Here is a 26,799-nt window from a genome sequence, read left to right as displayed (position 1 = left end):
AGCCGCTCCTTCATCCAGTTCACCCGACCTCCGCACAACACATACTGAACCTGGCGTGGCGACATGAAATGGCAGACCTTGAACGTCGTGCCCCGGGTCGTGTTCTCGTCTCGGGACTGACGAGACACACCTTGTCCTCGCGCGTGCCTGAGCGGCCCGGAAAGTTGCGCGGTACGGTACGCAGCGACAGTCCGTTCGTGGCCGGCGCCTGACCCATGCCGATGCAGCCGTTGCAGCCGGCCTGATGCAGTCGTGCGCCAGCATGAAGAAGATGCTCGATGTGCCCGTCGCGCACCAGCATTTCGAGTTGTGCGCGGGAGGTGGGGTTGACGTCGAACGAGACCCGGTCGTGAACGAGCCGGTCGCGGACCATCGTCGCCGCAACGGCGAAGTCGCGGTAGCCAGGATTCGCCGACGAACCGATGTACGCCTGGTGGATCGGCTCGCCCGCGACTTCACGCACCGGGCGCACATTGTCCGGACTGGACGGCATCGCGATCAATGGCTCAAGGCTTGCGAGATCGATTTCATCGTGCAGATCGTAGGTCGCGCCGCGTTCGGCTACCAGTTCGATCCAGTCCGACTCGCGACTCCATGCGCGCAGGAAGCGCCGGACTTCCTGACCGGAGGGAAAAACGGTCGTCGTCGCGCCGAGTTCCGCGCCCATGTTGGCGATCACGTGCCGGTCCATTGCGCTGAGCGTGTCCAGCCCGGGACCGTCATATTCGATGATCCGGCCTGCGCCGCCGTCCACGCCGTGACGACGCAACATCTCGAGAATCACGTCCCTGGCGCTGACCCAGTCGGGTAACTGGCCGGTGAGCTTCACGCCCCAGATCTGGGGCATTCGCGTGAAGAAAGGTTCTCCCGCTATGGCCAGCGCGACTTCGAGGCCGCCCGCGCCAATCGCCAGCATGCCGATGGCGCCAGCGGCGGGCGTGTGACTGTCCGAACCGAGCAGCGTCTTGCCCGGCTTGCCGAAGTTCTCCTGATGGCAGGGATGGCTCACACCGTTTCCAGCTCGCGAATACCAGAGGCCAAAACGCTCGGCCGCGCTGCGCAGAAAGAGATGATCGTCGGCGTTCCGGTAGTCCTCCTGAATCAGATTGTGGTCGACGTACTGCACGCTCAGCCCGGTTTTCGCGCGATCGAGTCCCATGGCTTCCAGCTCCAGCATCACCAGCGTGCCGGTGGCATCCTGGGTCAATGTCTGATCAATCGAAATGCCGATCTCCTCGCCGGCCTCCATGGCACCGTGAACCAGGTGAGACTGGATCAGTTTTTGCGCGACATTCAGGTTCATGATCGAACTCCGGATTTCATTCGCAAGAGGTTCTGGATACGGCTGCGCGGGCGCTTGTCCAGGCCATGCAGGTTCATGCGGGCCGCGGCGACCGGGAACCGCCTTGTGCATCGATCGATGGGGTTCAGTCGCTCCGGTTTGCCAGTTCACCGCAGCATGAATCATTCCAGAAGCCATTCGCAAAATCCGGCCGGCCACCATGAAACCTGTTCGATATGGCGTCCTGTTCATGCATCCGGTCAGATGGAACGTGCGAGATGGAAATGCGACCGCGCTGGTGGTCGAGGCGCATTGGTCAGGCGTCAGGTACAAAAGTTGCACGAAACAGCGTGTCCTGATTACAGCGGATTCAGGCATACCGTTCGAGCCAGTCAACACGGCAATGATTGCGGGTTATCAGCGCACCTCCTGATGCGTACAGGACCATGGTGCGATTCGAAGGCATTAAAAATCATGCCCGGAGCCATGCAGGGTTTTTCGCTGAAATTCGCCGTGGCAGCGCGTAAAGCAATGCTGATGGACACACCAGTTCGGGAATCAGGGACGGTCGATATGCAATACAGGCGACAGATAGAACAGGGACACTACGAAGCATTCACGCTGGCGCCTCGCGACTGGGTGCCAAACAATCGCAAGCTCGCCGTGGCGATTTACCGGGCGGCGATGCCGGGCGCGGGCGATGATCTGATCGCCGGATTCGAAGCGCTGTTTAAACATAACCAGTGGCCGCCGCGATGGCGGGACAGCATCTTCGACTATCACCATTTTCATTCGACGGCGCACGAGGTGTTAGGCATTGCATCGGGCTCGGCTGAACTCATCATTGGCGGTCCAGGTGGACGGGTAGTCACGTTGCATGCGGGAGACGCGGTGCTGCTGCCTGCCGGCACTGGACATTGCCTGCAGGCAGCAGCCGGCAATCTGCGCGTGGTGGGCGCCTACCCACCCGGGCAGCAGTGGGACATTCGGCGCGAGCGGCTGACGCCGGACGAACTTGTTGCGATGGAGGCGCTGCCGTTTCCCCCGAGCGATCCTGTGCTGGGTGAGCGCGGACCCGTCATCGAGCAATGGCTCGGCGTGGCCTGAAACCGCAAGCCTTGAAGAAATCTTCCAGCCGATGGAATGCCGCGCTCGTGAAAGCCGGGCGCACGGCCGCTCGCCCCACGATGGTCGTGCGTCTATTGGCCGTTTTGCAACGTATCCGGCTTCGACGGGTTCATGTCGTTGCCGTTCGTGCTGTTGGTGCCATCCGGGCGCATCGAATTCCTGCTATCCGGCGTTATCGTGCCAGGCGGGGCGCCCGTGCCCGAACCTTGCCCGCCCCCGGCAACTGTGCCGCCCGGAGTGCCGTAGCCACCCGTGACCGCGCGAGTGCGACCGATACCGGGCTGTCGCGGAAAGTCCCTGCATTTTCAATGGAGCAACACAGATGGTTAATGAACCCGCAGGCTGCAAGGTAGCGGTACTCGCGGTCGACGGTTTCGAGCACGCTGAGCTGCCCGAACCGAAACGCGCATTGACGCAAGCCGGGGCCGAAGCAAGAACGGCCACGCGCCGCAAGCGGGTGAAGTCAGCCCATTACCCGACCACTCTGTCCACTGGCCCGGCTGTTGAACCTTGCGTATACATGTATGCGCGATTGAACGGATACCGGTCTTCGAATTTATCGTCGGGGCGAGACGCCAGTATCTGGAACAGCGACGTCCACCCCCGCTCGAATCCCATGGCAGAACCCGCCAGATAGAGACGGTACGCGCGAATGATTCTTTCTGCATCCTTGCCGAGCATCCGGCGTGCTTCGTCGAGATGGGCCTCCAGGGCATCGGCCCAAAGCCAGAGTGTGCGGATGTAGTGCGGGCGCAGGCACTCGGCATCCACGGGTTCCAGATGGCCGCGGGTCATGGCGTCCATCATCACGCTAACGTGCACGAGCTGGCCACCCGGGAAGATATATTTGTCGATGAAGTCACCCATGCCGCCATCGAGTTGCGAGTTATCGGTGCCGCCAGCGGTAATGCTGTGATTCATCATGAGGCCGCCTGGTCTGAGCAGACGTCGCATCTTCGCGAAGTACAGAGGCAGGTTGGGGCGGCCCACGTGTTCGCACATGCCTACCGATGCGATTTTGTCGAAGGGCATGGACTCGTCGACGTCGCGGTAGTCCTGCAGCAGCATGCTGACGCGGCCGCGCAGTCCCTTTTGCCCGATAATCCGGTTGACATAGGCGTGCTGATTCCTCGACAGGGTGATGCCGGTCGCGGTAACGCCATAGTGCTCCGCAGCCCACAGCAGCAGCGCCCCCCAACCGGCGCCCACGTCGAGAAAACGCTCACCGGGGCGCATCATGAGTTTCCTGCAGATGTGATCGAGCTTGGCTTGCTGGGCCTCGGCCAATGACATGGCGGGCGTTGAAAAATACGCACATGAGTACACGCGCAGCGGGTCGAGCCAGAGGGCGTAGAACTCATCGGAAAGATCGTAATGATGCTGGATCTGGGCGGCATCTCTCGCCCGGCTATGGTGCGTGCGTGCCCAGATGGCGTGGCGGGTGCGATGGATCCGGCGCATTAGCCACCCGGGCGCTTCCTGCGTGGGGTCCTGGCGGAGCAGCGCAGGGGCGCTCGCCATCAGGTCATGCATGTCGCCTTCGATCTCGAGCCGGCCTTCCACATAGTCTTCCGCCAGCCGCCCGATTGCACCCTGTGTCAGGTGCAGGAGCGCACGCATGTCGCGGATGACGAACGACAGCCGCGGTTGCGCCGCTCCGATGCGCTGACCGTCGGGAAGCCAGACCGAGCAGGGCAGCGGCAGGCTGGCGAGTTGCTGTTCGGCAGGTTGCCGCAAAAGACTGGATGGGGTCATGGCTGCTCCAGAATGGCAGAACGCATAAAAATGATGCTGCTGCGACGTTGTCACTGAAGCATCACTCATGCCCGACCCGCCGTCAGGGCGCCGTGCTGCCGGCAGCGACCGTTATCCCGGCTTGGCGCCTGGGCAGCGGACGGAAGAAGCCGCTACCGTCATCGCCCTGCCGCGCCGCGGCAGGCATCGTCATTCAAACTCAATCCTGCATTGACCAGTGCGACATGCGAGAACGCCTGCGGGAAATTGCCGACTTGCCGCTTGCGGACGGTGTCGTACTTTTCGGCGAGAAGGCCGACATCGTTTCGCAATGCAAGCAACCGACCGAACAGTTCGCGCGCTTCGACACCACGACCTTGCATCTGTCGCACCTGGGCCAGCCAGAAACTGCATGGCAGAAACGGCTGGTCATTGGACGGACCGTTGTCGATGCCATCTTCGCGATAGCGCAGCACCAGGCCCTCGTCCATCAGACCGGCTTCGATGGCCTTCACCGTTCCCGTGACCCGGGGATCGCCGACAGGCAAAAATCCCGTCACGGGAATCAACAGGCAACTCGCGTCGAGCCGCTGGCTGCCGTAGCTTTGCGTGAACGTCTGAAGCTGCGTGTCGAAGCCGTGCGTGAGCACGTCCTGATGGATCTCGGCGGCCAGCGCGGACCAGCGCGCGGTTGGAGCGGGCATGCCAAATTCGCAGGCTGAGCGCAGCGCCCGATTGACCGCGACCCATGCCATCACTTTCGAGAACGTAAACTGCCGGGCGCCGCTGCGCACTTCCCAGATGCCGTCGTCGGGCTCGCGCCAGATGCCTTGCAGATGATCGACCAGGCGCTGCTCGAGCGACCATGCGTTGCCATCCGGCGGTAACCCGGCGCAGCGCGACATATACAGCGCGTTGAGCACCTCTCCATACACGTCGAGTTGCGGTTGATTCACCGCCGCATTGCCGAAGCGCACCGGAGCTGAATGCTCGTAGCCGGGCAGCCATGGACATTCCCACTCGTCGACACGGCGCGAGCCGTCGACGCCATACAGAATCTGCAATTGCGCCGGGTGACCCGCGATCGCTCGCACGAGCCAGTCACGCCAGCGCGCGGCCTCTACGTGATAGCCGCCGCCGAGTAGTGCAAGCAGCGTGAAGCCGGCATCGCGCAGCCAGCAGAAGCGATAGTCCCAGTTACGCGTGCCGCCAATCCGCTCAGGCAGCGAACTGGTAGGCGCCGCGACGATGCCGCCGGTGGCGGTGCTCGTCAATGCGCGCAGGGTGATCAACGAGCGCCGGACAGGCTCGGCGTAGTCCCCCTCGACCTTGCTCCGCGCATACCAGTCTGTCCAGAAACGGCTTGTGTCGGCAAAGAGCGGGTCGATGTCCGGCCGTGGCGGTGCGTCGTCATATGATCGGCAACACGTCAGGGCGAAGTCCCGCTGCTCTCCCGCTGACATTGCGAAGCTGGCACGTACCGCGTCCCTGTCACACGTGACGCGCGCGGTACTGTCGAGCCAGAGCGCTCGCGGACCGCACACCATCTGGACGCGTGTGCCGGTTTTCGTGCACCAGGGAACAGCCCTGCCATAGTCGAAACGCGCCGCCAGCTTGCTGACCACCCGCACGCTGCCGCGCTCGCAACGCAGCTGTCTGACGAGCACGGGCCGGGGGGCGTTCCACGCCATCCAGTCGGTCAGCACGAGGGTGCCGGATGGGCTCTCGAACGTCGTTTCGAGAATCAGCGTGTCGCCGCGGTAGCGTCGCGAACTGCGTGCCACGGGTTCCCGCGGCGCGATTTGCCAGTGCCCATGGCGCGGGCCACCGAGCAGTGCCGCAAAACACGTATCCGCATCGAATGCGGGCCAGCAAAGCCAGTCGATGGATCCCCGCCGGTCGACCAGTGCCGCGCTTTCGCCGTCACCGAGCAGCGCGTAGTCCTCGATGCGCATGGCCATGGGACACCCGCCTAACCGTCCGGACGCCGACACCAGCGGCGCCAGCTCAACGCCGCGATGGTCAACGCGGCGCCCAGCGCGAATGGCCGGTGGGTGTCCAGCCATAGTGCGACGCTGTGCCCGGTTGCTTGCGCGTCGAATGGGCCATGAATACGATGGGCGCCCGTCACCGGTTGCCAGAGGTTGGAAGGGCCTGCCGCACTGGCCGGAGCCGCCCGTTCCTGTGTCTGATATCCGGTACGTCCGAGAAAACGATCCAGTAAGCCGGGGGCAATCTTGTTGGCAAGAATGGCCTTCGCCGTGGACATCCCGACATAGACTTCCCGTCGCCGGTGCGCTGCCGCCCAGACGATCGCGCGCGCCGCGACTTCCGGCTGATAGATGGGCGCCACCGGCTGCGGAGCATGAGGCATGTGGTTCTCGGCCCAGTCGAACTGTGGCGTGTTCAATGCGGGCATCTGCACCATCGTCAGGTGCACGCGACTGTGTTCGTGCAGCAGTTCACATCGCAACGCGTCGGTGAAGCCGCGGATCGCATGCTTGGCGCCGCAATAGGCCGATTGCAGCGGAATTGACCGGTAGGCGAGTGCCGAGCCGACCTGAACGATGCATCCGTGATTGCGCGTCGCCATGCGTTTTAGCGCGGCCATCGTGCCCCAGACGTAGCCCAGGTACGTCACCTGTGTGACACGCGAGAACTCCTGCGGCGTCAGGCTGGCGACCGGGCCGAACACGGTGAGCATCGCATTGTTGACCCATACGTCGATCGGACCCAGCTCCGCTTCCACGCGCGATGCTGCCGCTTCGACAGCGTCGGCATCGCTGACGTCGAGTGCAACCGGCATGGCTCGCACGCCGGACTTGCGGACCTGATCCGCGGTGTCGTCGAGCGCAGCCGCGTCACGCGCCAACAGCGCGATATGCGCGCCCCGTTGGGCGAAGGCGAGAGCGGCAGCCCGCCCCACGCCCGCACTCGCCCCGGTGATGACCACGACTTTCGGCCGGTCAAGCTTGCGCTGCATAACGCCTCCTGATTGATGGACCGTGCGCATCGCTTCGCACCGGTGTTGATCGCGGCTTCGCGCTACAGTTCGCCACGCGCGGCGAGCAAGGCGATGCGATCCGCCGTGCGGCAGGCAATCGCCTGGATCGTCAGCGAAGGATTCACGCCGCCCACGGTCGGGAACACCGACCCGTCGCAAATCCACAGATTACGGATATCCCAGCTTCGGCAGTCGGCGTTGACGACACTCGTTGCCGGATCGTCACCCATGCGCGCGGTGCCGTTCAGATGACAGGTATCGTCGGTTTCGCGCCAGATTTCGCGGCCGCCGGCTGCGGCAAGCGCCTGCTCCATGAAGTCGAGCGAATGCGCGATGAGCCGCTGGTCGTTGTCGCACCACGAATATGTGACGCGCGCGACCGGCAGGCCGTACTGATCTTTCTCGTCGGCGAGCGTGACGCAGTTGCGCTCCTGCGGCAGCATCTCGCCGACAATCTTCAGTCCCGCCTGATGGTTGTACTTCTGCATTTCGGCGGCGAGTGCCTCGCCCCACAAGCCGCGTTTGTTCTGCGCGGCGGCCCACACTTCGGGCAACGGTCCCTGGCTCATATAAGCGTAACCGCCGAAGAAGTCCTTGCCCGTGTCGGTGTAATTCCAGTGCTCGGTGATGGCCAGCGACGGCGGTCCCTTGTACCAGCGGATTTCCTCATCCAGCGTGCCGTAGACCGCCTGGTTCGACTGCGCCATCAGGTTCCTGCCGACGAGTCCCGAGCTGTTCGCGAGACCGTCGGGATACCGGCTGGTCGCCGACATCAGCAACAGGCGAGGCGTTTCGATCGCGTAGCCGGCCACCACCACGTTTTTGGCGCGCTGAAACTGCCAGCGTCCTTCGCGCAGATAGTCGACGCCGTTCACGCGGCCCGCGGCGTTCGTCGCGATCCGGCCGACCATGGCGAGATCGCGTATTTCGGCACCGGCCTGCAGGGCCCGCGGAATCCACGTGACCAGCACGCTTTGCTTGGCATTGGTTGCACACCCGGACACGCAAAAGCCGCGATACGCGCAAGGGTGTGCGAGTCCGCGTGGCGCTGACAGTGTGGCGAGCGGTGTCTCGGTCCAGCGGATGCCCATTGCCTCGGCGCCGCGCGCGAGTACCAGCGCGGCAGCATTCAGTTCATGCGCACGGTATGGGTAGCGCGGCCGTGGCGGCCCCCATGGATAGTTCACCGGCCCCGATATTTTCAACGCGTCTTCGACCTGCGCGTAGTAGCGCCACATCTCGCGCCAGTCGAGGGGCCAGTCCGCGCCGTAGCCGAGCACGCTGCGCGATTTGAACCACTCGGGACGAAAGCGCAGCGACACCATCGCGAAGTGCACGGTGCTGCCGCCCACGGCCTTGCCGCTGTTGTTATTGCCGAGTTGCAGCGGATTGTCGCCGTCGCAGATGCGCTCGTCAGTCCAGAACAGTTTGGTCTGGTGTGTTTCGTCCGATGCGAATTCTTCAAGCGGACGCCACCACGCGCCCGCGTCGAACGCGACCACCTTGAAGCCCTGTTCGGCGAGGCGGCATGCCAGCGTGCCGCCGCCCGCACCGGTGCCGACAATCGCAAAGTCGACTTCCTCGTCATTGCGATACTCGCGCATCGGCACCCATGCGCCGGCGCGGAACACATCCGGGGCGCGCCCGTCCTTGCCACGTGGATGATGCAGGGCGTCATCGAGCACGGCGATTCTCCCTGCGTGCTTTACCTTCGACGCCCGGTTGGGCCTCCGCGGCTTCCCACGGATCGCGCCGGTCGAAGTACATGCGGACGTAGCCGCGCGGATTCGCCGGACCGCCGAAGCCCATTTCGCTCCACGCGTGGGGATGCGAGTAGTAAGCGCTACAAATATCGTGCAGCACGTGCTTGCTGAAAAAAAGCTGCGCCGACATGCCTTGCCAGGCGTTGTCGTGCATGTCGCCTCTCTGCATCTGTTCGAGCAGCGCGTGCTGAACGGCTATTTCCAGGCTCGGGAACGGCAAGTCGAACTGCGAGCGACTCTCGGCGTCGAGGGCGGCGAGGCCGATGCGCCAGGCGTCGCGTGTCGGCGGAAGACGCGCGTCACGATAGCCGTCGCCGGTGTTTTTCGTGAGCTTTGCGTCGAGCATGGCCGCGAGCGGCACCACCGGATCGGCTTCCGCCTGCGGCACGATGCAGCGGCATAGATGAATCACGCCCAGCCACTGCACGGCGTTGAAAAATCGCGGCTCGCGAGGCGTGGCGAGGCGCTCGTCAATGACCGCGCGCGTCGCGTCGTCCCACGACGGCGTGCCGCGTTTGTTCAGCACGTCGTAGCCGGGATAGCGGGTGCTTCTGGGCCGGGTCATTTTTCCGTCTCCCGCAGGCGCAGCGCCGCAAGGCCGGCCAGCGCCAATGCTGAAAAACCGGGCGGCGCGGGCAGCGGCGGTCCGTTGAAAAGGTTCTGGCTCCAGTTGCGCCAGCCGCCCTGATTGCGGGCAATGCCGCGCGCGTGAAAACCGACGCCGACAAAGCCAAGCGCCGCGGTGATCCGCAGCCACAGCCGTGTGAACCACCGTTCGCACGGCGCGCCGAGCGAGGCTTGCGCGAGCAATGCGGCCGCGACGGGCGGCAGCATGACAGGCGCATACATGACCGGGTTCTGGAAGGAGCCGCGAAAATGCAGCAGGCCGACCTCGGCGATCGTGCCGGCAAGACCGGCCGTCACCAGCAGGCCGAGTGCGCGTCCGGCAGGCATGCCGAACAATTGCGGGTCGACGGCGGGTTCGTCGCGCAGACGTTCCGCGGCCGCGCCCAGCGCGCCCGAGAGCAGCAGCGCCATGGGTGCGCCGATCGGCGCGGCATGAAACAGGTTGTTCCAGCTCCAGCCGCCAGGCCGTTTGGTGACGTTGTAGACATGGAAAGCGGTGCCCGACACGCCAGCGATGGCAGCCGTCAGATAAACGGCGTGCCGGAGAGTGTGCCTGTGCGAACGCGGATCGCCGCCGCCGTGCAGGCCCGCAAGCAGCGAGAGTGCCGACGAAACGAGCGGTGTATACATCGCGGAATTGTCGAAGGAACCGCGATAGTGTTCCATCGCGCTGTCGGCGAGCACCGAGAGGGCGAGAAGGGCGGAGCCGCGATTGAGCGAGCGCGCGGCGGTGATGTGCGCCAGTTCGCGTGGCGCGTGCTGGAAGCGCGGAACAGGGACCGCAGTCGAATTCGGGCGCTGCGCCGTCGCCTTCATTGCGGCTGCATTTCGCGCGGCGACGGCAGTGAGCGCGGCTGCGCCCACCGCAGCGCAAACCAGACCGGGAACACGTTGAGAGCCCATTCGCCAGATCCCTCCGTTCATTGCATCAGATAGCGCTGCGCGACGCGGTGCCTGAATTTCAGGCCGCAACCGGGCCGTGTCATGTCAGGTGCGATAGCGCCGTTCGATGGCGTCGGCGCGCCATCGAATAACAGCGCTTCGATGCGCACGTGATCGTGGAACCATTCCTGATGACGCAGACGCGGGACCGCGCTGGCCACATGCAGGTGCAGGGCCGGCGCGCAATGCGCCGACAACGGTATATGAAACGCCTCGCAGAGTGTTGCCGCCTGCAGGAAGCCGGTAACGCCGCCGCAACGGCTCACGTCTGCCTGCAGCACATCGACGGCGCGCGCCTCGAGCAGCAGACGAAAGTCGTCCAGCGTGTAGCCGTATTCGCCCGCGGCGATCTCCATGCCTGCGGGCACGCGTTCGCGCAACGCCGCGAGGCCCGGCAGGTCATCGGACGAAACCGGTTCCTCGAACCATTCAACGCCTTGCGCGGCAAACTGCTGCGCAAGGTGCAGCGCTGCCTTGACGCTGAGCGCGCCATTGGCGTCGACGAACAGTCCCGCATCGCCGATCGCCGCGCGTGCCACTGCAACCCGCTGGGGATCCTTGTCCGGCTGCGTGCCGACCTTGATCTTGACCCAGCGGCAACCATCCTCGCGGACCCAGCGCGTCAGCTGGTCGCGCATCTGTTTGTCGTCATAGGTCGTGAAACCGCCGCTGCCGTAGATCGGCACGCTCGCGCGCCGTGCACCGAGCAACTGCACGAGCGGCACGCCAAGCAGCCTGGCCTTGAGATCCCATAGCGCGCAATCCACCGCCGAGATGGCGGTAGCGGCGAGTCCCGCGCGCCCCAGATTGCGCACTTGCTGCTGCATGTGCAGCCAGAGCGCGCCGATGTGCCAGACGTCGGCGTCCAGCACGCATGCACCAAGCGTGTCATGAATCAGCTTGACGATGCTCGCGTCGCTATACGTGTAGCCAGTACCGGTCTGGCCGCCGGCCTCTATCTCGACGAGCACGAGCGTGGTGGCATCCCATGCGAAGGTGCCGTCGGCTTCCGGCAGATCGGTCGGGATACGAAACGCTTGCGCCCGCAACGCGGTAATCGGCACTCGCCCAGGCGATGGATCCGTTCCTGGCGACGCCGGAGATGGTTCGGCAAGACGCGGCATCATTTGTCGCGATGTCCCGGCAACACGGCGTCGAGCACCTGCTTCGCCGTTTCGACGATAACGTTGCCTTCGTTCGGATCGCGCCTGATTAGCGTCGATGCGAACGCCCTGGCTTGCGCCAGCGTGATATGCGGTGGTAGAGGCGGAATATCCGGATCGGCCTTTACCTCGATGACCACTGGCCGGTCCGACGCGAGCGCCTCATCCCATGCTGCGCCCATGCGTTCGGCGTCATCGACGTAAATGCCTTTCAGGCCGATCAGTTCCGCGAAGCGGTGATAGGGCACGGATGGAATATCCTGTGACGCCTCGAACTTCGGGTCGCCTTCCATTGCACGCTGCTCCCAGGTCACCTGATTCAAATCGCTGTTGTTGAGCACCATGCAGATCCAGCGTGGATTGGCCCACTGTTTCCAGTATTTGGCCACCGTGATGAGCTCGGCCATGTTGTTCATCTGCATCGCGCCATCGCCGACCAGCGCGATGACGGGGCGCTCGGGGCAGGCGAATTTCGCGGCGATCGCATACGGCACCGCGGCACCCATCGAGGCAAGTCCTCCCGACAGCGAACACATCATGCCGCGCTGTATTTTCAGATCGCGTGCATACCAGTTCGCGCAGGAGCCGGAGTCGCTTGTAACGATTGCATTAGCCGGTATGCGGGGAGAGAGTTCCCACACACTGCGCTGAGGGTTCATACCGTTCTTGCCGGCCTCATGGGCGCGCTTGTCGAGTGTCTTCCACCAGTCGGCAGTCCAACCCTCGATTTTCTCGCGCCACGCGCGGTCCCGTTTCTCATCGAGTAACGGCAGCAAGGCGCGCAGCGTCTCGGCGCTATCGCCCACCAGATTGACTTCCATTGGATAGCGCAGACTGAGCATGTCGGCCTTGAGGTCGATCTGCACGCCGCGGGCGGCGCCTTCTTTCGGGAGGAATTCAGAGTACGGAAAACCGGAGCCGATCATCAACAGGGTGTCGCATTCGTTCATCAGATCGTAGCTGGGTTTGGTACCGAGCAGTCCGATCGATCCGGTGACCCAGGGCAAATCATCCGGCAACGCCGCTTTGCCCAGCAAAGCCTTGGCGACGCCCGCGCCGAGCTTCCCGGCGACGGCGATGACTTCATCCGTGGCGTGCAGCGCACCTGCGCCGACCAGAATGGCGACTTTCCTGCCGGCGTTGAGCACGTCGGCCGCCTGCTGCAGATCGTCAGGGTAGGGAACGAGTCGCGGGGCACGATAGCCGACGCCCGAATGCAGGGTGCCGTGCTTGCGGCCGGGTGCTTCATAGGGGAGGTCCTGTAAATCGTTGGGCAGCACGATTGCCGTGACCTTGCGTTCCGATAACGCGGTCCGTACCGCGCGATCGACCAGATGCCGGACTTGCGAAGGCACGCTCGCCTGCTCCACGAACGCACCGGCGACGTCCTTGAACATCGAGACCAGATCCAGTTCCTGCTGATAGTGGCCGCCGAGTGCCGCACGCGCCTGTTGCCCGGCAATCGCCAGCACGGGCATATGGTCCATGCGAGCGTCGTAGAGTCCGGTGATCAGATGTGAGGCGCCCGGTCCGGAGGTGGCAATGCATACACCCAGTTCGCCGGTGAACTTCGCGTGCGCCGAGGCCATGAATGCGGCCATTTCCTCGTGCCGTACCTGCACGAATTCGATCTTTCCCTTCGCCCGGTTCAGCGCCCCGAACACGCCATTGATGCCGTCTCCCGGATACCCGTAGATACGCCGGACGCCCCATGCATGCAGTCTTTCTACAATAAAGTCACCGACGGTCTGGGTCATTGCAGTCTCCACAAATGGATGGCAAGGACGGCTTTGCGCGCTACGTCATACCGTGGCCGCTGCTGCAACGCGCCGTCCAGAGGCACCGTGCCGGATACACACGGGTGCACATGCTTCACCTCCAAGCAACCCGTGTACCTGCTCGCCGCATACGGAGCGAGTGCGAGGACGCATTGCCGGAGGGGAGTAACGCACACTTCATCGGGAACATCGCTTGCTGATTCCGAGGTTCGAGCCAATGCGAATCGTCGCGTGGCGCCGCCAACGCAAGGAGTGTTTCCATGGCAGGAAGAACCGGTAGCCGTCAGCCCGCAAAGCCGTCCGACGACAGAAAATCGCAGGATCTCGACCCGTTTCGCGTGCGTCCCGACGGTGCGGCGCTCCGAACCAACCAGGGCGTGAAGATCGCCGACAACCAGAACACATTGCGCGCCGGTCCGCGTGGTCCCTCGCTCCTCGAAGATTTCATCATGCGCGAGAAGATCACGCACTTCGATCACGAGCGGATTCCCGAACGCATCGTGCATGCACGTGGTTCCGCCGCGCACGGCGTATTCCAGTTATACGAGCCGATGACCGGGTACACGAAAGCCGCGTTTCTGCAGGATCCGGCTGTTCAGACTCCGGTCTACGTGCGGTTTTCCACCGTTCAGGGGCCGCGCGGGTCGGCGGATACGGTGCGCGACGTGCGCGGTTTCGCGGTGAAGTTCTACACGCAGGAGGGTAATTACGATCTGGTGAGCAACAACATGCCGGTATTCTTCATTCAGGATGCGATCAAGTTTCCCGACTTCGTCCATGCCGTCAAACCGGAAGCGCCCAACGAGATGCCCACCGGCGGCTCGGCGCACGATACGTTCTGGGATTTCGTGTCGCTGGTGCCCGAGTCCACGCACATGGTGCTGTGGACCATGTCTGACCGCGCGATCCCACGCAGCCTGCGCACAATGGAAGGTTTTGGCGTTCACACTTTCCGCTTCGTGAATGCGCAAGGCAAGGCGCGCTTCGTCAAATTCCACTGGCGCCCGGTGCTGGGCTCCTGTTCGTTGCTGTGGGACGAAGCGCAGAAGCTCGCCGGCAAGGATCCCGATTTCCACCGGCGCGATCTGTGGGAGGCAATCGAACGGGGCGACTTCCCCGAATACGAATTCGGCGTGCAGATCGTCGAGGAACAGGATGAAGACAGCTTCGGTTTCGATCTGCTCGATCCGACCAAGCTGATTCCGGAAGAACTCGTGCCGGTAAAAATCATCGGCAAAATGACGCTCAACCGCAATCCGGACAACTTCTTTGCCGAGACCGAGCAGGTCGCGTTTCATCCGGGTCACGTCGTGCCGGGTATCGACTTCAGCAATGACCCATTGCTGCAAGGCCGACTCTTTTCGTACACGGATACGCAGATCAGCAGGCTCGGTGGTCCGAACTTCCACGAGATTCCGATCAACCGGCCGGTATGCCCGTTTCATAACAACCAGCGCGACGCCATGCATCGTCAGGCAATCAGCGTCGGACAGGCATCCTACGAGCCAAACTCGCTGAACGGAGGCTGGCCGAAGGAAACCAGTCCGGCGCCGTCCGATGGCGGCTTCGAGAGTTATCCGGAACGCGTCGACGGCGTGAAGATCCGCGTGCGCAGCGAGTCTTTTGCCGATCATTTTTCGCAAGCCGCGCTGTTCTATCGCAGCATGTCGGAGGTCGAGCAGGAACATATCAGCGCCGCGTATCAGTTCGAACTCGGCAAGGTAACGAAGCAGGAGATTCGCGAGCGTGTGGTGAACGACATTCTTGCCAGTTTCGACGGCGGTCTGGCCGCGAAGGTCGCGGCCGGCCTGGGCCTGCCCGCACCAGCAAAGGGCAAGGCACCCCCTGCATCGAAGCCGCGAACCTCGCCGGCGCTGAGCCTGCTCAATCGCGTGAAGCCGGGCATCAAGACATGCAAGATCGCGTTGCTGGCCGCGCCCGGCGCCGATGCTGCATCGATCAGGACGCTTCAGCAGGCGCTGCGGGGCGAGGGCGCGACGCCTTTGCTGATCGCGCCGACCTTCGCTGCGATCGACGGTTTGCGGCCGGACGCGACGATTGCCGGAATGCCGTCGATCATGTTCGACGCGGTGATCGTCTGCGGAGGCGAAGCCGGTGCAAAAGCGCTGGCACAATCCGGCGACGCGCGCCATTTCGTGCTCGAAGCGTTCAAGCATCTGAAAGCGATTGCCGCGCTCGGGGCGGGGCGCGACGTGCTGGGCGCGGCCCAGCTGCCCGACCATGCCGATGGCGTCGCAACCGGCGACGACAGCCAGGGCGCCGAGGTGCTAAAAGCGTTTATCGCAGCGGCGGAACAGCACCGCGTATGGTCGCGCGCGGCGCTGGCGCAGACGGTGCCGGCATAGCGTAACGACGATCAAGGGCTGTCCGGCGCCGCATGTAGTCGATGCATGTCTTGCCGGCCGTCACGACGGATGCCGCGGAAGCCGGCAAGTTCGTCGACATCGTAGTTCTCGACGAACTTTGCCAGTGCGGGTAATACGTGACGTTAGTGCGAATCCGGCGCGTCGCGATTGTCTGCGCGAGGCCGGCGTCGCCATGGCGGCGCAAACCGGTGATTGCCAGATATTGAAGCGACCCGGCGTGACGCCATTTATGTGCCGCCCATCCATCGCGAACGAGCTTATGCGCTTTGCTCCACAAGCCCCGATTTGCGCAACCGTACCGGAATCGATTTGGCGGCCGGCACCAGGCTGTCTTTCGCGTGATGCGAAAGGGGGATCAGCGGATTGCACTCTGGGTAATAGCCCATCAGGCACCCTTGCGGAATATCGTACGCATGCACTCGCATGCCATCGATTTCACGCGTAATGCCGTCGTTCGATACGGTTGCGATGCATACCTCGCTGCCCTCGTCGAACCCCAGACGTGCCATGTCGTCCCGATGCATCAGCAATACGTCGCGAGTGCCCTTGACGCCGCGAAAGCGGTCGTCAAGCGAATAGACGGTCGTATTGAACTGGCTGTCGCCGCGCGTCGTCATCAGTCGCAGCACGTCCTCGCCTGTTGCCGGCATGTCCGCGTCTTCGTCGAGCGTATCTGGCGCAATGAAATTCGCCTTGCCGTTCGGCGTTTGCCACTTGCGCCCGCATGCGGCAATCGGCCGGTGAAAGCCGCCGGGCTGCCAGAAGCGCTGGTTGAAATCGCGGAACTGGTCAGGGTAAGTTCGTTCGATCGCGTCGCGGACCAGCGCGTAATCGCCGGCCCATGCATCCCAGTCGATGCGCGGATTGCGCGGCAGCAACGCGTTCGCGAGTCCGGCGACGATCGCCGGTTCCGACATCAGCATCTCGCTGGCGGGCTCCGCATAGCCGTGCGAGCCGTGGATGCAGGCGGTGCTGTCCTCGACGCTGACGGCCTGCTCGCCGCTCGCCTGGCGGTCGATTTCGATGCGGCCAAGACAGGGCAGCAGATAGGCCACTTCGCCATGGATCAGGTGACTGCGGTTGAGCTTCGTCGCGATCTGCACGGTGAGCCGCAATTTGCGCCATGCGGGGCCCATCACGTGGTGGTCGGGTGTGGCGACCTGAAAGTTACCACCCAGTCCGATGAATGCCTTGACCTTGCCGTCGAGCACGCCCTGACAGACTTCGACCGTGCTCATGCCCTTGTCGCGCGGCGGCTCGAAATCATAGAAGTCGGCCAGCTTGTCGAGCGGCGCGAGCTCGGGCTTCTCGGTAATGCCCACCGTGCGTTGTCCCTGCACGTTCGAATGGCCGCGAATTGGGCAGATGCCGGCGCCGGGCCGTCCGATATTGCCGCGCAGAAGCAGCAGATTGGTCAGCATCTGTACGTTGTGCACGCCGTTGTGATGCTGTGTGATGCCCATGCCGTATAACACGATCACGGCTTTCGCCTTCGCGTATTCGCTGGCAGCCGCTTCGAGCGCCGCGCGGGTCAGCTGCGAGTAGCGTTCGATGGTCTGCCACGAGGTGTCCCGCATCGCCTGCGCGAAATCTTCAAGGCCGTGCGTATGTTCGGCGATGAACGCCGCGTCGAGCACGCGCGGCGCGCCGGTGCGCCGGGCCTCGTCGTCCCATTCGATCAACAGCTTGCAAATCCCGGCGATGGCTGCCGCGTCGCCGCCTGTCTTGACCTGATGGTACTGGGTGCTGATCTCCGTCTCGCTGGGGGTGAGCATCTCGAGCGGTGCTTGTGGATTCGCGAAGCTCACGAGTCCGCGCTCTTTCAACGGATTGAACGTGATGATCTGCACGCCGCGTTTGCGCGCGTCCTGCAACTGATGCAGCATGCGCGGCGCGTTCGTGCCCGTGTTGTGGCCGAAGAAGAACAGGCAATCGGCTTGCGCGAAATCGTCGAGCGTCACGGTGCCAACCGGCGCGCCGATGCTTTTGGGCAGGCCGACCGAGGTGCTTTCGTGGCACATGTTCGAGCTGTCCGGCAAATTGTTGGTGCCGTACATCCGCGCGAGCAGCTGATACATATACGAGGTCTCGAGCGATGCCCGGCCCGACGTGTAAAACACCGCTTCGTCCGGATTCAGCGCCTTCAGTTCTCGCGCGATGTCGGCAAACGCATGTTCCCAGGTCGTCTGCACGTAGCGGTCGCTTTCCGGGTCCCAGCGTAGCGGCACGGTGAGCCGTCCACTCGATTCGAGTTCGAAACCGGACCATGACTCCAGTTCCGTGAGCGTATGGGCTGCAAAGAACTCCGCATCCGCGCGCTTGCTGGTGATCTCCCATGCGGTCGCCTTCGCGCCGTTTTCGCAGAACTCGAACAGATGCGGATCGGCAGGCTTCGCCCACGAGCAGCTGACACAGGCAAAGCCATCCGGTTTGTTCTGATGCATCAGGATGCGGCTGCCATGCAGCGCAACATGCTCCTGCACGAGAATCGAGGCGACCGCTTTGGCCGAACCCCAGCCGCCGGCTGGATGGCGATATTCCTTGACGGGTGTGTCTGAACTCATGGCGACTCCTTCGCGAGCTGGCCGGCAGGCGCACGCCGGTTTCACGAATGGCGCCGCAATAAACGGACCCGAAAGCGGGTGCAGGACGCGTCGCGACCCTCGCGCAGGATGGCGGACGAGCCGGTGCCAGAATATCCATAGCGGATGACTACCGTGTTCGCGCAACTCGGGCTCGAGGAATATCCATTTTACCGACGGAAACGCGCTCTTCAGATCGGTTTCGATCTGGTTGATGGTGCGCACGAGATCCTCGGTGCTCGCGTGTGACCGTAATTCAGCCTGGATCGCCACCACCAGATCGTCGGCCCATTTCAGCACGACCAGACTCACCACCCGCCCAACCTCGGGCCTTGCGCAAGCCACGCCTGCATGGCTTGCCTCACGTGACGGTGAGCCACCTCGCCTTCGATCACGCCCGACACGCACAGCACGACAATCACCCCGTACGGATGCTCGATCGGCGAACGATGCAGCAGCCGTACCACGCCCGCCGTGACCGACGCGACGCCGCCCACCAGAAAGATCTGCAACGCCACCATCAGTGCATGGAAATGCGTTTCACGGCCGAAACCGGGCGGGTGTTGCTCATCCGCACGATTGCGGGCCGCCCGGTTGCCGATCAACAGCAGAAACTGGTTCATGCAGTCGGCGCTGGAGTGGATCGCTTCGGCCAATGCCGAACCGGAATGGGTATAGGCCGCCGGTGCGTATTTGCAGAGCGCCACGGCGACGTTGGACGCCAGCGCGTCATACACGGCTCGCGGCGCGGCGCAGTTCATGCGCGCGCTCACACCTCGACGGACCATGATGCCGCATGGCTGCTGGCGCTGACGAGCGCGCTCAAGGCACGTTCGACTGCATCATTCTTCAGCGGCGCGCGCCAGCGGATCTCGAAGCGCTCTTCAAGGAGCCCGCTGCTCGCGTTCATGCGCACGCCCTTCGAATTCACGTCGCAGCGCTGCTGTTCGAGACGCTCGATTACGACGCCGCGCTCGCGCGACGCCGCGGCGTATTCGACGGTCAGCCACGCGCGATGAGCGCGCGGCAGGCGGCGTTCGAGCACGGCGAGCACTTCCAGCACGATCAGGCCGAGCGCGGTGCCGGCCACCGCCAGCGCGATCTGACCGCCGCCAGCGCACAGTCCGATCACGGTGACGAACCACAGCGTCGCGGCGGTCGTCACCCCCACGATGAGGCCGTCCTTGCGCAGAATCGCGCCCGCACCGATGAAGCCGACGCCGGACAGGATGCCAAGCGGCAAGCGCATCAAATCGAGCACGACGAATGAATTCTCCGGTTTGCCGGCTTGCGGCAGCAAGACGTTCACCTGAAGCATGGCGATGCACGCGGCGAGGCAAACCAGCAGTGTCGTGCGCAACCCCGCGGCCTTGCCCGATTCACCGCGATTCAGACCGATCGCGGTGCCGGTGACGAGCGCTATCGCGAGCCGGATCACGAAGTCTTGCCAGTCCGGGACGAGCGGCATCGATTGCATGGCCGTGGTGCTCTCTACTGGATCGTTGGCTAGGGGCGCTCGACTGACGGCCCGCACGCTGGATAGCGGGCGCCTGCCAGTCAGCTGGCGCCGGCTTGATACGTCATACGGAAGGCGTCGCAATGCGTGTGCCAGGCCGGTCCGTCACATCGTCGGCTGAGTCAACGCTGCTTTGAAAAAAATGCGCGGTGCAATGCAGACTTTGCTCACCAAACTGGCTCGCATCGCGCGCTGGCGCACCCGCCAGCGACGGCGACGGTAGTCAACAAGCGGATCGGGAAATCAGCCTTTGCGGCAACGGATGCTGCATTCATGCTGCGCGCAGCGGGCGTCAATCCAGTCGATCTGAAAACGCGCGCGGGCCACTATCCGCTGATCCGTGAGAACGACTTGCCTTACACGCTGGGCCGCGACTGTTGCGGGGTAGTGGAGCAGGCCGGCGAAAGCGTGAAGTGGGCCCCAGGCGACGAGGTATTCGCCTTTGTTGGGCAGGGACCGGGCGCGTACGCCGAATACGTGAAACTGGATGCGACCGCGCTCGCGCGGCGTCCCGCTTCAATCGACGCAACGGTCGCCGGCGCGGTGCCACTCGCGGTGCTGACCGCCTGGCAAGGACTCTTTGATCATGGCTGCCTTGAGCGCGGCGAGCGAGTGCTGATTCATGCGGGCGCCGGTGGCGCCGGCCATTTTGCCGTGCAATTCGTGAAAGAAAAGGGCGCTGAGGTGTTTGTTACCGCCATCGGGGACGGCGTCGAGTTTGTCCGCTCGCTGGGTACGGCCCGTTTTTTGCTGCTCGCCCACACGCAGGACGTTTCCCTTCCGGACAGCCTGCCGCGAAACCAGGACTCATGGAGACGGGACGGATGCGGACACGGCAACAGTTCACGGCGGCATTGCGCGGCTGCGCTGCAATGCGCACGTGTGCCGCATCAGCCTGGCTTGCCGCGATGCCCGCCGCCGCGCAACCGGCGCCGGGCATCGCACCGCTCAATTACTTCCTGCACGCGGCTGGCCCCGCTGCGGCGCCCACCATGCACCTGGGCTGGATGCTCACGGCGCTGGCGGTAGCGGTGTCGTTACTGGTGGCGACGCTGTTGCTGGTCGCCATCGCACGCCGCCGGCCGCGTGCCGACCCGGCCGCGGTGCATCCCGACAGCGGCGGCGTGGCGTGGATCTATATCGGCACGGGGGTCTCGTCGATCGTGCTGCTCGCGACACTTGTCTATGTGCTGATGACCCTCGAAACCGTCGCCGCGCCCGCCCGGCAGCCGAACCTGACGATCACCGTCACCGCGTACGACTGGTGGTGGAAGGTGACCTACAGCGACTCGCCCGACCCGGCGCGCAACTTCGCGACCGCGAATGAAATTCATATTCCGGTCGGTGAGCCGGTGAAGATCGAATTGCAGAGCGCCGATGTGATCCACGCGTTCTGGGTGCCGCAACTCGCCGGCAAGACACAGACGATTCCCGGCCAGATCAACGAACAATGGATCGAGGCCGACCGGCCGGGCACCTATCGCGGCCAGTGTTCGCAGTTCTGCGGTGCGCAGCATGCGCACATGGCGTTCGAAGTGGTTGCGCAAAACGCCCAGGATTTCGACGCGTGGCGTCTCGCTCAGGGGCAGGCTGCGCAACCGGTGAGCGGCGCTACCGCGGCGGCGGGGCAGAAGCTGTTCGGCGAGCGTTGCGCGGGATGTCATACGGTGCGCGGCACCGATGCGCTGGGCGTACAGGCGCCCGATCTGACGCATCTGGGCTCGCGCCGCCTGCTGGCCGCCGGGGCGCTCGCCAACACGTCTGCGAATCAGCTCGACTGGATCCAGCATGCGCAACGGATCAAGCCTGACTCGCTGATGCCGTCCATTGCGCTGAGCGCGGCCGATGCCGCTGCGCTATCTGCGTATCTGTCCACGCTACACTGACCAGGGAGCCCAGCTGATGGCCGATTCCACCGTGTCTCCAGCGCGACCCGAGGCGTTACGTCTGTCGCGTACGCTGCGCATCGGCCGCATCGAACCGGGCAGCACTGAGGAAGCGCGCTTGCGGGAACTGTGGGAGGCACGCCCCGGCTGGCGCGGCTGGTTCTCGACGGTCGATCACAAGACCATCGGCCTGCGCTATCTGGTGACGGCCTTTCTGTTTCTGCTGGCGGGCGGCATTGAGGCGCTGCTGATGCGCGTGCAACTGGCGCGCCCCAACGCGACGGTGCTGACACCCGAACAGTACAACCAGCTCTTCACGATGCACGGCGTGACGATGATTTTTCTGTACGCGCTGCCTGTGTTATCCGGTTTCTCGAATTATCTGTGGCCGCTGATTCTCGGCGCACGCGATATGGCGTTTCCGCGCCTTAATGCGTTCTCCTACTGGGTGTTCGTGTTCGCGGGGCTGTTTCTGTATGCGAGCTTTCCGCTTGGCGAGGCACCGAATGCAGGCTGGTTCAACTATGCGCCGCTGTCCGGGTTGGAGTACAACACCGGACCCAACATCGACGTGTACGCGCTCGGCATGGTGTTGCTCGGCATTTCGACCACCGTCGGCTCGATCAACTTCGTCGTCACGCTGCTACGAATGCGCGCGCCGGGCATGTCGCTCGACCGGATCCCGGTGCTGGTGTGGGGCACGCTGACCGCATCGGGTGCCAATCTGCTGGCGGTGCCGTCGGTGAGCCTGGCGTTTTTTCTGCTGTGGATGGACCGGCGCGTGGGCACCCATTTCTTCGACGTCCTGAACGGCGGCCGGCCGTTGCTCTGGCAGCACCTGTTCTGGATTTTCGCGCACCCCTGGGTATACGCGGTCGTGCTGCCGGCGATGGGCATCGTCTCGGATGCGTTGCCGGTGTTTTGCCGCAGACCGCTGGTCGGCTATGGGCCGGTGGCGCTCTCGACCGTGGCGACGATGCTGGTGGGTTTCGTCGTGTGGATCCATCATATGTTCGCGACCGGCATTCCGGCGCTCGCGCTGTCGTTTTTTGGCGCGGCCAGCATGGTGATCGCGGTGCCCAGCGCGGTGGCGACGTTCGCGTGGATCGCGACGATCTGGACGGGCAGGCCGGTCATGCGCGCGCCGTTCCTGTTCTTTGCCGGCTTTGTGTTCCTGTTCGTGGTGGGCGGCGTGTCGGGGGTGATGACGGCCGCCGTACCGTTCGACTGGCAACTGACCGATACGTATTTCGTCGTCGCGCATCTGCACTACGTGCTGCTTGGCATCAACGTGTTTCCGGTGATTGGCGGCATCTACTTCTGGTTTCCGAAGTTCACCGGCCGGATGATGAGCGAGCGGCTTGGCAAGACCGGTTTCTGGGTGATGTTCGTCGGTTTTAACACCGCGTTCTTTCCGATGCATATCGCCGGACTGCTCGGCATGCCGAGGCGCATCTACACGTATCCGGCCGATATGGGCTGGAACACCGTGAATCTGGTGACCTCGCTCGGTTCGTTCGTGTTCGCGTTCGGCGTGCTGATTTTCCTCGTCGATCTGCTGTATAGCGTCAAACGTGGCGCTATCGCGGGCAACAACCCGTGGGATGCGCCGACGCTCGAATGGTCTGTTTCGTCGCCGCCGCCGCCGTATAACTTCGCGGTGGTGCCGTTCGTCGCGAGCCGTCATCCGCTGTGGGAAGGGCGGATGGAAGAGGGCGCAGCCGGTGAAGCGCCGCGCCGCCGCTCGAAGCTCGACGAGGGCTTCCTGCTGGGCGAAGGCCGCGAGGCGCTCGGCACCACGGCGCTTGAAGGCAAGCCGGACGTGATCCTGAAGATGCCCGACGATTCGTACGCGCCGTTCTGGCTCGGCCTGTTCGCGACGCTCGTATTCGCCGGACTCGCGTTGCATGCCAGGTTCTTTACGGCGGCGGCGCTGCTCGCCTGCGCAATCATCATCGTGGTGTGGTTGTGGCCCGAACGCGCGCTGATCCAGCGCGAGCCGCAGACCGTGACCGATGCGGGAGACTGACATGGGCGAAGTCACGGCGCACAGCGAATACACACTCCCGGTCGGCAGTGCCGGCGAGCGCTCCGGCGGATGGTGGGGCTGCCTCGCGCTGATCGTCACCGAGGGATCGCTGTTCGGCTATCTGATCTTTTCGTATCTGTACCTTGCGTCGGAAACCGGTCAGCAATGGCCGCCCGAGGGGCTGCCCAGGCTCGGCCCCGGCATTCTGAACACCGGCATCCTGTTGTCGAGCAGCGGCTTCGTCTGGTTCTGCGAGCGCTGCGTGCGGCGCAGACGGCTTCGCTGGGGTGTCGCTTCGATGGGCGTGGCGGTGGTGCTGGGCATCACGTTCATCGGCATCCAGTTTCGCGAGTGGCATAACCATCCGTACGGGCTGACTGCGCAACTGTATAGCTCGCTTTACTTTACGATCACCGGTTTTCATATGGTGCACGTCGCCGTGGGTATCGTCGTGCTGTTCCTGCTGTTGTTGTGGACGGCGTTTGGCTACTTCGACGAGCGGCGTTGCGTCGCGTTGACGATCGGCGGACTGTACTGGCACTTCGTCGATGTGGTGTGGCTGTTTATCTTCACCACGCTGTATCTGACGCCGTATCTATTCAGGCAAGCGTCATGAGCCCGGCCAGAACCCACGCGTCGTCAGCAGCGCAGTCGTCCACATCGGCCGTTACCCCGCGCCTGCGCGGTTCGCACGCGCTGATCGGCATGCTCGCCGCGCCGTTCGCGTGGGTGATGCAGATGGGCATCACCGAGGCAATGGCCGCGCACAGCTGCTTTCCCCGCAATCATCCGCTGACGGCCCCGATATTGCCGTGGCTGGATGCCGCGATTCTCGCGGTCAATTTTGTCTGTCTGGTGCTGGGCTGTCTGGGTGCCTTCGTCGCATGGCGCAACGTCCGGTTCGTCAAACGGATTCGTTCTGGAATGCCAGATCATGAGAGCGATGAAAAAGATCTGCTGGACGGTTTCCTCGCAAGGGTAGGGGTGATGTGCAGCACCCTGTTCCTGTTCGCGCTGATCGCCACCGATATCGCGGTGCTGATCGTCTCACCTTGCCGGTGGTGAAAATGAACGCGCGCCAATCCGCACGCCGAGCCACGCGAGGCCGTTTCAACGGCCGGCCCGGCAGCCAGCGCCTGCGTGTCGTGGTGGTGGTGGCCGTGGGTTGCGCCGCGGTTTTCGCGTGCATGCTGGGCGCGTCGACGGCGCTTCGCGCGGCCCAACCAGCCGTGCCGCTGGCCGGTGCCGGGCAGGCCGTTCCGGATCAGGCACTGATCGCACGTGGCGCGTATCTGGCCAAAGCCGCCGATTGCGCGGGCTGCCATACCGCAGCGCCCACTGGTGGCCGACCGGGCGGCGGGGCGCCACCTGCGCCATTCGCCGGCGGCCTGGGCATGGCCTCGCCATTCGGCACGATCTACACGTCCAACATCACGCCGGATCCGGTCAATGGCATTGGGCGCTATACCTACGACGACTTTGCCCGGGCGCTGCGCAAAGGGATCGCGCCCGGCGGCAAGCGACTCTATCCGGCGATGCCGTTCCCGTCTTTCGCGAAGATCGACGACGATGACATGCGCGCGCTGTACGCGTACTTCATGCACGGCGTCAAACCGGTCGCACAGCCGACACCGCCGACGCGTCTGCCTTTTCCGTTCAGCCAGCGCTGGGCGCTGATGTTATGGGACTGGGCGTTCGTGCCGAATGGACAATACGTGTCGCAACCCGGTCGCGACGCGCAGTGGAATCGTGGCGCCTACCTCGTGCAATCGCTCGGCCATTGCGGCGCGTGCCATACGCCGCGCGGTCCGGCCTATGAGGAACGCGGCTACGACGGTGATGCGCATCTTTATCTGACGGGCGGCACCAACGATCACTGGTTCGCGCCGAACCTCACGGGCGACCCGGGTTCGGGCCTCGGACGGGTGCCGTCGCAGGACCTCGCAGCGTTTCTGCGAAGCGGGCACGGCGGGGGGCTCATCACGTTCGGCAGCATGGTTCAGGTCGTCGAGGACAGCACGCAGTATCTCAACGACAACGACCTGGACGCCATCGCCGCGTACCTGAAGAGCTTGCCACCGCGCGAGCCGGCTGGACTCTACGACAGTCATTCGCGCGCGGCGCGGCAAACCGTGCAGGCGCTGCACACCGGCGACGTTGAACGGCCGGGCGCCGGCGTCTTCCAGAGCTATTGCGCACGTTGTCACCAGTCAAACGGGCTCGGTGTCGCGCAGAAGTATCCGCGCCTCGCGGGCAATCCCGCGGTACTCGCGCCGCAGACCACGTCGCTCGTGCGTCTGCTGGTCGAGGGCGGCGCGAGTCCGCACACGGAGAACGGGCCGCCCTCGCGCAAGATGCCGTCCTTCGCGGACAGGCTGAGCAGCGAGGAAATGGCTCAGGTGTTGACGTTCATCCGCAATACGTGGGGCAACTCGGCGCTGCCTGTCACGACGCGCGATGTGACGAGCGTGCGTAGCGCCATTCATAAATAGCGCGGGTGCACCGGTGGGTCTTTTTCAGTGATGCTTTTTGCAAGAGCGCAAATAACCGGGCTGATCACCAGGTACCCGCGCGCCCCGGCTAAACATGTCGAAGACGCGGGAGAGAAAATCAGGTGCGATTCCTTGTCCTGTATCTTCAACCTGCACACATCCTGCCGCTGAACATCGCGGTCAAGATAGATCAACAGGTTGCAACATGCGACGAGGTCGAGTTGCGAAAAGGGCGGATTTTTGGGGCGCCCTTGCAACGGGCGTTAGCAGCGATCGTGGATGGTCGACGTTGGTTTATCGTTGGACGCGAGCTTCCGCGAGGCATTCCAGAAACAAAAAAGCCCGCAAAAGCGGGCATTTTCGTGAACTTCAGTCCAGCAACTGATCTGGATCTATCTTCGTGGTGCCCAGGAGAGGACTCGAACCTCCACACCTTGCGGCGCATGGACCTGAACCATGTGCGTCTACCAATTCCGCCACCTGGGC

General features: G+C 63.7%; 18 protein-coding genes, 1 tRNA gene and 2 pseudogenes. 8 read left to right on the top strand and 13 right to left on the bottom strand.

Going from position 1 to position 26,799, the window contains the following annotated elements:
• Positions 1 to 19 precede the first annotated feature (19 nt).
• A complete protein-coding gene (locus tag LPA34_RS22620; protein ID WP_228982440.1) occupies positions 20 to 1,303 on the bottom strand; it encodes an aconitate hydratase in 1,284 nt (427 codons plus the stop codon).
• 552 nt (positions 1,304 to 1,855) lie between these two features.
• Between LPA34_RS22620 and LPA34_RS22615 the strand changes: the two genes are divergently transcribed.
• The gene (locus LPA34_RS22615) at positions 1,856 to 2,389 is read left to right on the top strand and encodes a cupin domain-containing protein (RefSeq protein WP_228982523.1); all 534 of its coding nucleotides are present in this window, start codon (positions 1,856 to 1,858) and stop codon (positions 2,387 to 2,389) included.
• Between the two features lie 492 nt (positions 2,390 to 2,881).
• Here LPA34_RS22615 and LPA34_RS22610 read toward each other — a convergent pair whose 3' ends face one another.
• The 8 genes from LPA34_RS22610 to LPA34_RS22575 all read right to left on the bottom strand — a co-directional run bounded on the left by LPA34_RS22610 (position 2,882) and on the right by LPA34_RS22575 (position 13,400).
• Entirely contained in the window at positions 2,882 to 4,165 is a 1,284-nt protein-coding gene (locus LPA34_RS22610) for a class I SAM-dependent methyltransferase (protein ID WP_228982438.1), read from the bottom strand.
• A 158-nt stretch (positions 4,166 to 4,323) separates the two neighbouring features.
• Entirely contained in the window at positions 4,324 to 6,099 is a 1,776-nt protein-coding gene (locus LPA34_RS22605) for a glycoside hydrolase family 15 protein (RefSeq protein WP_228982521.1), read from the bottom strand.
• Positions 6,100 to 6,116: 17 nt separating this feature from the next.
• Entirely contained in the window at positions 6,117 to 7,127 is a 1,011-nt protein-coding gene (locus LPA34_RS22600) for an SDR family oxidoreductase (protein WP_228982436.1), read from the bottom strand.
• Between the two features lie 62 nt (positions 7,128 to 7,189).
• Positions 7,190 to 8,833 (bottom strand): GMC family oxidoreductase, encoded by a 1,644-nt coding sequence (locus tag LPA34_RS22595; protein ID WP_228982435.1) that lies wholly within the window; start codon positions 8,831 to 8,833, stop codon positions 7,190 to 7,192.
• Positions 8,823 to 9,476: a gluconate 2-dehydrogenase subunit 3 family protein gene (locus LPA34_RS22590; RefSeq protein ID WP_228982434.1), complete on the bottom strand. Its 654-nt coding sequence runs from the start codon at positions 9,474 to 9,476 to the stop codon at positions 8,823 to 8,825. Before LPA34_RS22590 ends, LPA34_RS22595 begins: the two co-directional genes overlap by 11 nt.
• A complete protein-coding gene (locus LPA34_RS22585; protein WP_228982433.1) occupies positions 9,473 to 10,441 on the bottom strand; it encodes a hypothetical protein in 969 nt (322 codons plus the stop codon). The genes LPA34_RS22590 and LPA34_RS22585 overlap by 4 nt, the downstream gene beginning before the upstream one ends.
• Before the next feature lie 17 nt (positions 10,442 to 10,458).
• Positions 10,459 to 11,604, bottom strand: a complete 1,146-nt coding sequence (locus LPA34_RS22580) for an enolase C-terminal domain-like protein (protein WP_407672564.1) — start codon at positions 11,602 to 11,604, stop codon at positions 10,459 to 10,461.
• Positions 11,604 to 13,400 carry a thiamine pyrophosphate-requiring protein gene (locus tag LPA34_RS22575; RefSeq protein ID WP_228982429.1) on the bottom strand — a complete coding sequence of 599 codons (1,797 nt, stop codon included), beginning with the start codon at positions 13,398 to 13,400 and terminating at the stop codon, positions 11,604 to 11,606. The genes LPA34_RS22580 and LPA34_RS22575 overlap by 1 nt, the downstream gene beginning before the upstream one ends.
• 242 nt (positions 13,401 to 13,642) lie before the next feature.
• Here LPA34_RS22575 and katE point away from each other — a divergent pair.
• Positions 13,643 to 15,787: pseudogene (katE, locus tag LPA34_RS22570) on the top strand (catalase HPII); the annotation flags it as partial.
• Between the two features lie 278 nt (positions 15,788 to 16,065).
• On the opposite strand, the gene LPA34_RS22560 reads toward katE, so the two are convergent.
• The 3 genes from LPA34_RS22560 to LPA34_RS22550 all read right to left on the bottom strand — a co-directional run bounded on the left by LPA34_RS22560 (position 16,066) and on the right by LPA34_RS22550 (position 19,867).
• Positions 16,066 to 18,372, bottom strand: a complete 2,307-nt coding sequence (locus tag LPA34_RS22560; RefSeq protein WP_228982519.1) for an FdhF/YdeP family oxidoreductase — start codon at positions 18,370 to 18,372, stop codon at positions 16,066 to 16,068.
• 326 nt (positions 18,373 to 18,698) lie between these two features.
• On the bottom strand, positions 18,699 to 19,151 hold the full coding sequence (locus LPA34_RS22555) for a cation diffusion facilitator family transporter (RefSeq protein ID WP_228982426.1): 453 nt from the start codon (positions 19,149 to 19,151) through the stop codon (positions 18,699 to 18,701).
• An 8-nt stretch (positions 19,152 to 19,159) separates the two neighbouring features.
• Positions 19,160 to 19,867 (bottom strand): MgtC/SapB family protein, encoded by a 708-nt coding sequence (locus LPA34_RS22550; RefSeq protein ID WP_228982424.1) that lies wholly within the window; start codon positions 19,865 to 19,867, stop codon positions 19,160 to 19,162.
• Positions 19,868 to 20,185: 318 nt separating this feature from the next.
• Here LPA34_RS22550 and LPA34_RS22545 point away from each other — a divergent pair.
• The 6 genes and pseudogenes from LPA34_RS22545 to LPA34_RS22520 all read left to right on the top strand — a co-directional run.
• Positions 20,186 to 20,641 (top strand): annotated as a pseudogene (locus tag LPA34_RS22545) (alcohol dehydrogenase catalytic domain-containing protein); the annotation flags it as partial.
• Positions 20,642 to 20,730: 89 nt separating this feature from the next.
• Positions 20,731 to 21,792: a cytochrome c oxidase subunit II gene (coxB, locus tag LPA34_RS22540; protein ID WP_228982422.1), complete on the top strand. Its 1,062-nt coding sequence runs from the start codon at positions 20,731 to 20,733 to the stop codon at positions 21,790 to 21,792.
• Positions 21,793 to 21,808: 16 nt separating this feature from the next.
• A complete protein-coding gene (ctaD, locus tag LPA34_RS22535) occupies positions 21,809 to 23,821 on the top strand; it encodes a cytochrome c oxidase subunit I (RefSeq protein WP_228982420.1) in 2,013 nt (670 codons plus the stop codon).
• 1 nt (position 23,822) lies between these two features.
• Positions 23,823 to 24,437: a cytochrome c oxidase subunit 3 gene (locus LPA34_RS22530; RefSeq protein WP_228982419.1), complete on the top strand. Its 615-nt coding sequence runs from the start codon at positions 23,823 to 23,825 to the stop codon at positions 24,435 to 24,437.
• Positions 24,377 to 24,886 carry a hypothetical protein gene (locus tag LPA34_RS22525; protein ID WP_228982417.1) on the top strand — a complete coding sequence of 170 codons (510 nt, stop codon included), beginning with the start codon at positions 24,377 to 24,379 and terminating at the stop codon, positions 24,884 to 24,886. Before LPA34_RS22530 ends, LPA34_RS22525 begins: the two co-directional genes overlap by 61 nt.
• Before the next feature lie 2 nt (positions 24,887 to 24,888).
• On the top strand, positions 24,889 to 26,313 hold the full coding sequence (locus LPA34_RS22520; RefSeq protein WP_411179025.1) for a c-type cytochrome: 1,425 nt from the start codon (positions 24,889 to 24,891) through the stop codon (positions 26,311 to 26,313).
• 401 nt (positions 26,314 to 26,714) lie between these two features.
• On the opposite strand, the gene LPA34_RS22515 is transcribed toward LPA34_RS22520, so the two are convergent.
• A tRNA-Leu gene (locus LPA34_RS22515) sits at positions 26,715 to 26,799 on the bottom strand.

The sequence above is a fragment of the Paraburkholderia gardini genome (assembly GCF_907164575.1).
Taxonomy (GTDB): domain Bacteria; phylum Pseudomonadota; class Gammaproteobacteria; order Burkholderiales; family Burkholderiaceae; genus Paraburkholderia; species Paraburkholderia gardini.
Note: the sequence above shows the minus strand (reverse complement) of the source record. Positions and strands in the feature narration are given on the sequence as shown.

Bases quoted from the DNA above. Each gene is read 5' to 3' on its own strand.
- LPA34_RS22620 (WP_228982440.1), bottom strand. From the start codon at position 1,303: ATGAACCTGAATGTCGCGCAAAAACTGATCCAGTCTCACCTGGTTCAC.
- LPA34_RS22615 (WP_228982523.1), top strand. From the start codon at position 1,856: ATGCAATACAGGCGACAGATAGAACAGGGACACTACGAAGCATTCACG.
- LPA34_RS22610 (WP_228982438.1), bottom strand. From the start codon at position 4,165: ATGACCCCATCCAGTCTTTTGCGGCAACCTGCCGAACAGCAACTCGCC.
- LPA34_RS22605 (WP_228982521.1), bottom strand. From the start codon at position 6,099: ATGCGCATCGAGGACTACGCGCTGCTCGGTGACGGCGAAAGCGCGGCA.
- LPA34_RS22600 (WP_228982436.1), bottom strand. From the start codon at position 7,127: ATGCAGCGCAAGCTTGACCGGCCGAAAGTCGTGGTCATCACCGGGGCG.
- LPA34_RS22590 (WP_228982434.1), bottom strand. From the start codon at position 9,476: ATGACCCGGCCCAGAAGCACCCGCTATCCCGGCTACGACGTGCTGAAC.
- LPA34_RS22585 (WP_228982433.1), bottom strand. From the start codon at position 10,441: ATGGGCTCTCAACGTGTTCCCGGTCTGGTTTGCGCTGCGGTGGGCGCA.
- LPA34_RS22580 (WP_407672564.1), bottom strand. From the start codon at position 11,604: ATGCCGCGTCTTGCCGAACCATCTCCGGCGTCGCCAGGAACGGATCCA.
- LPA34_RS22575 (WP_228982429.1), bottom strand. From the start codon at position 13,400: ATGACCCAGACCGTCGGTGACTTTATTGTAGAAAGACTGCATGCATGG.
- LPA34_RS22560 (WP_228982519.1), bottom strand. From the start codon at position 18,372: ATGAGTTCAGACACACCCGTCAAGGAATATCGCCATCCAGCCGGCGGC.
- LPA34_RS22555 (WP_228982426.1), bottom strand. From the start codon at position 19,151: ATGAACTGCGCCGCGCCGCGAGCCGTGTATGACGCGCTGGCGTCCAAC.
- LPA34_RS22550 (WP_228982424.1), bottom strand. From the start codon at position 19,867: ATGCAATCGATGCCGCTCGTCCCGGACTGGCAAGACTTCGTGATCCGG.
- coxB (WP_228982422.1), top strand. From the start codon at position 20,731: ATGCGGACACGGCAACAGTTCACGGCGGCATTGCGCGGCTGCGCTGCA.
- ctaD (WP_228982420.1), top strand. From the start codon at position 21,809: ATGGCCGATTCCACCGTGTCTCCAGCGCGACCCGAGGCGTTACGTCTG.
- LPA34_RS22530 (WP_228982419.1), top strand. From the start codon at position 23,823: ATGGGCGAAGTCACGGCGCACAGCGAATACACACTCCCGGTCGGCAGT.
- LPA34_RS22520 (WP_411179025.1), top strand. From the start codon at position 24,889: ATGAACGCGCGCCAATCCGCACGCCGAGCCACGCGAGGCCGTTTCAAC.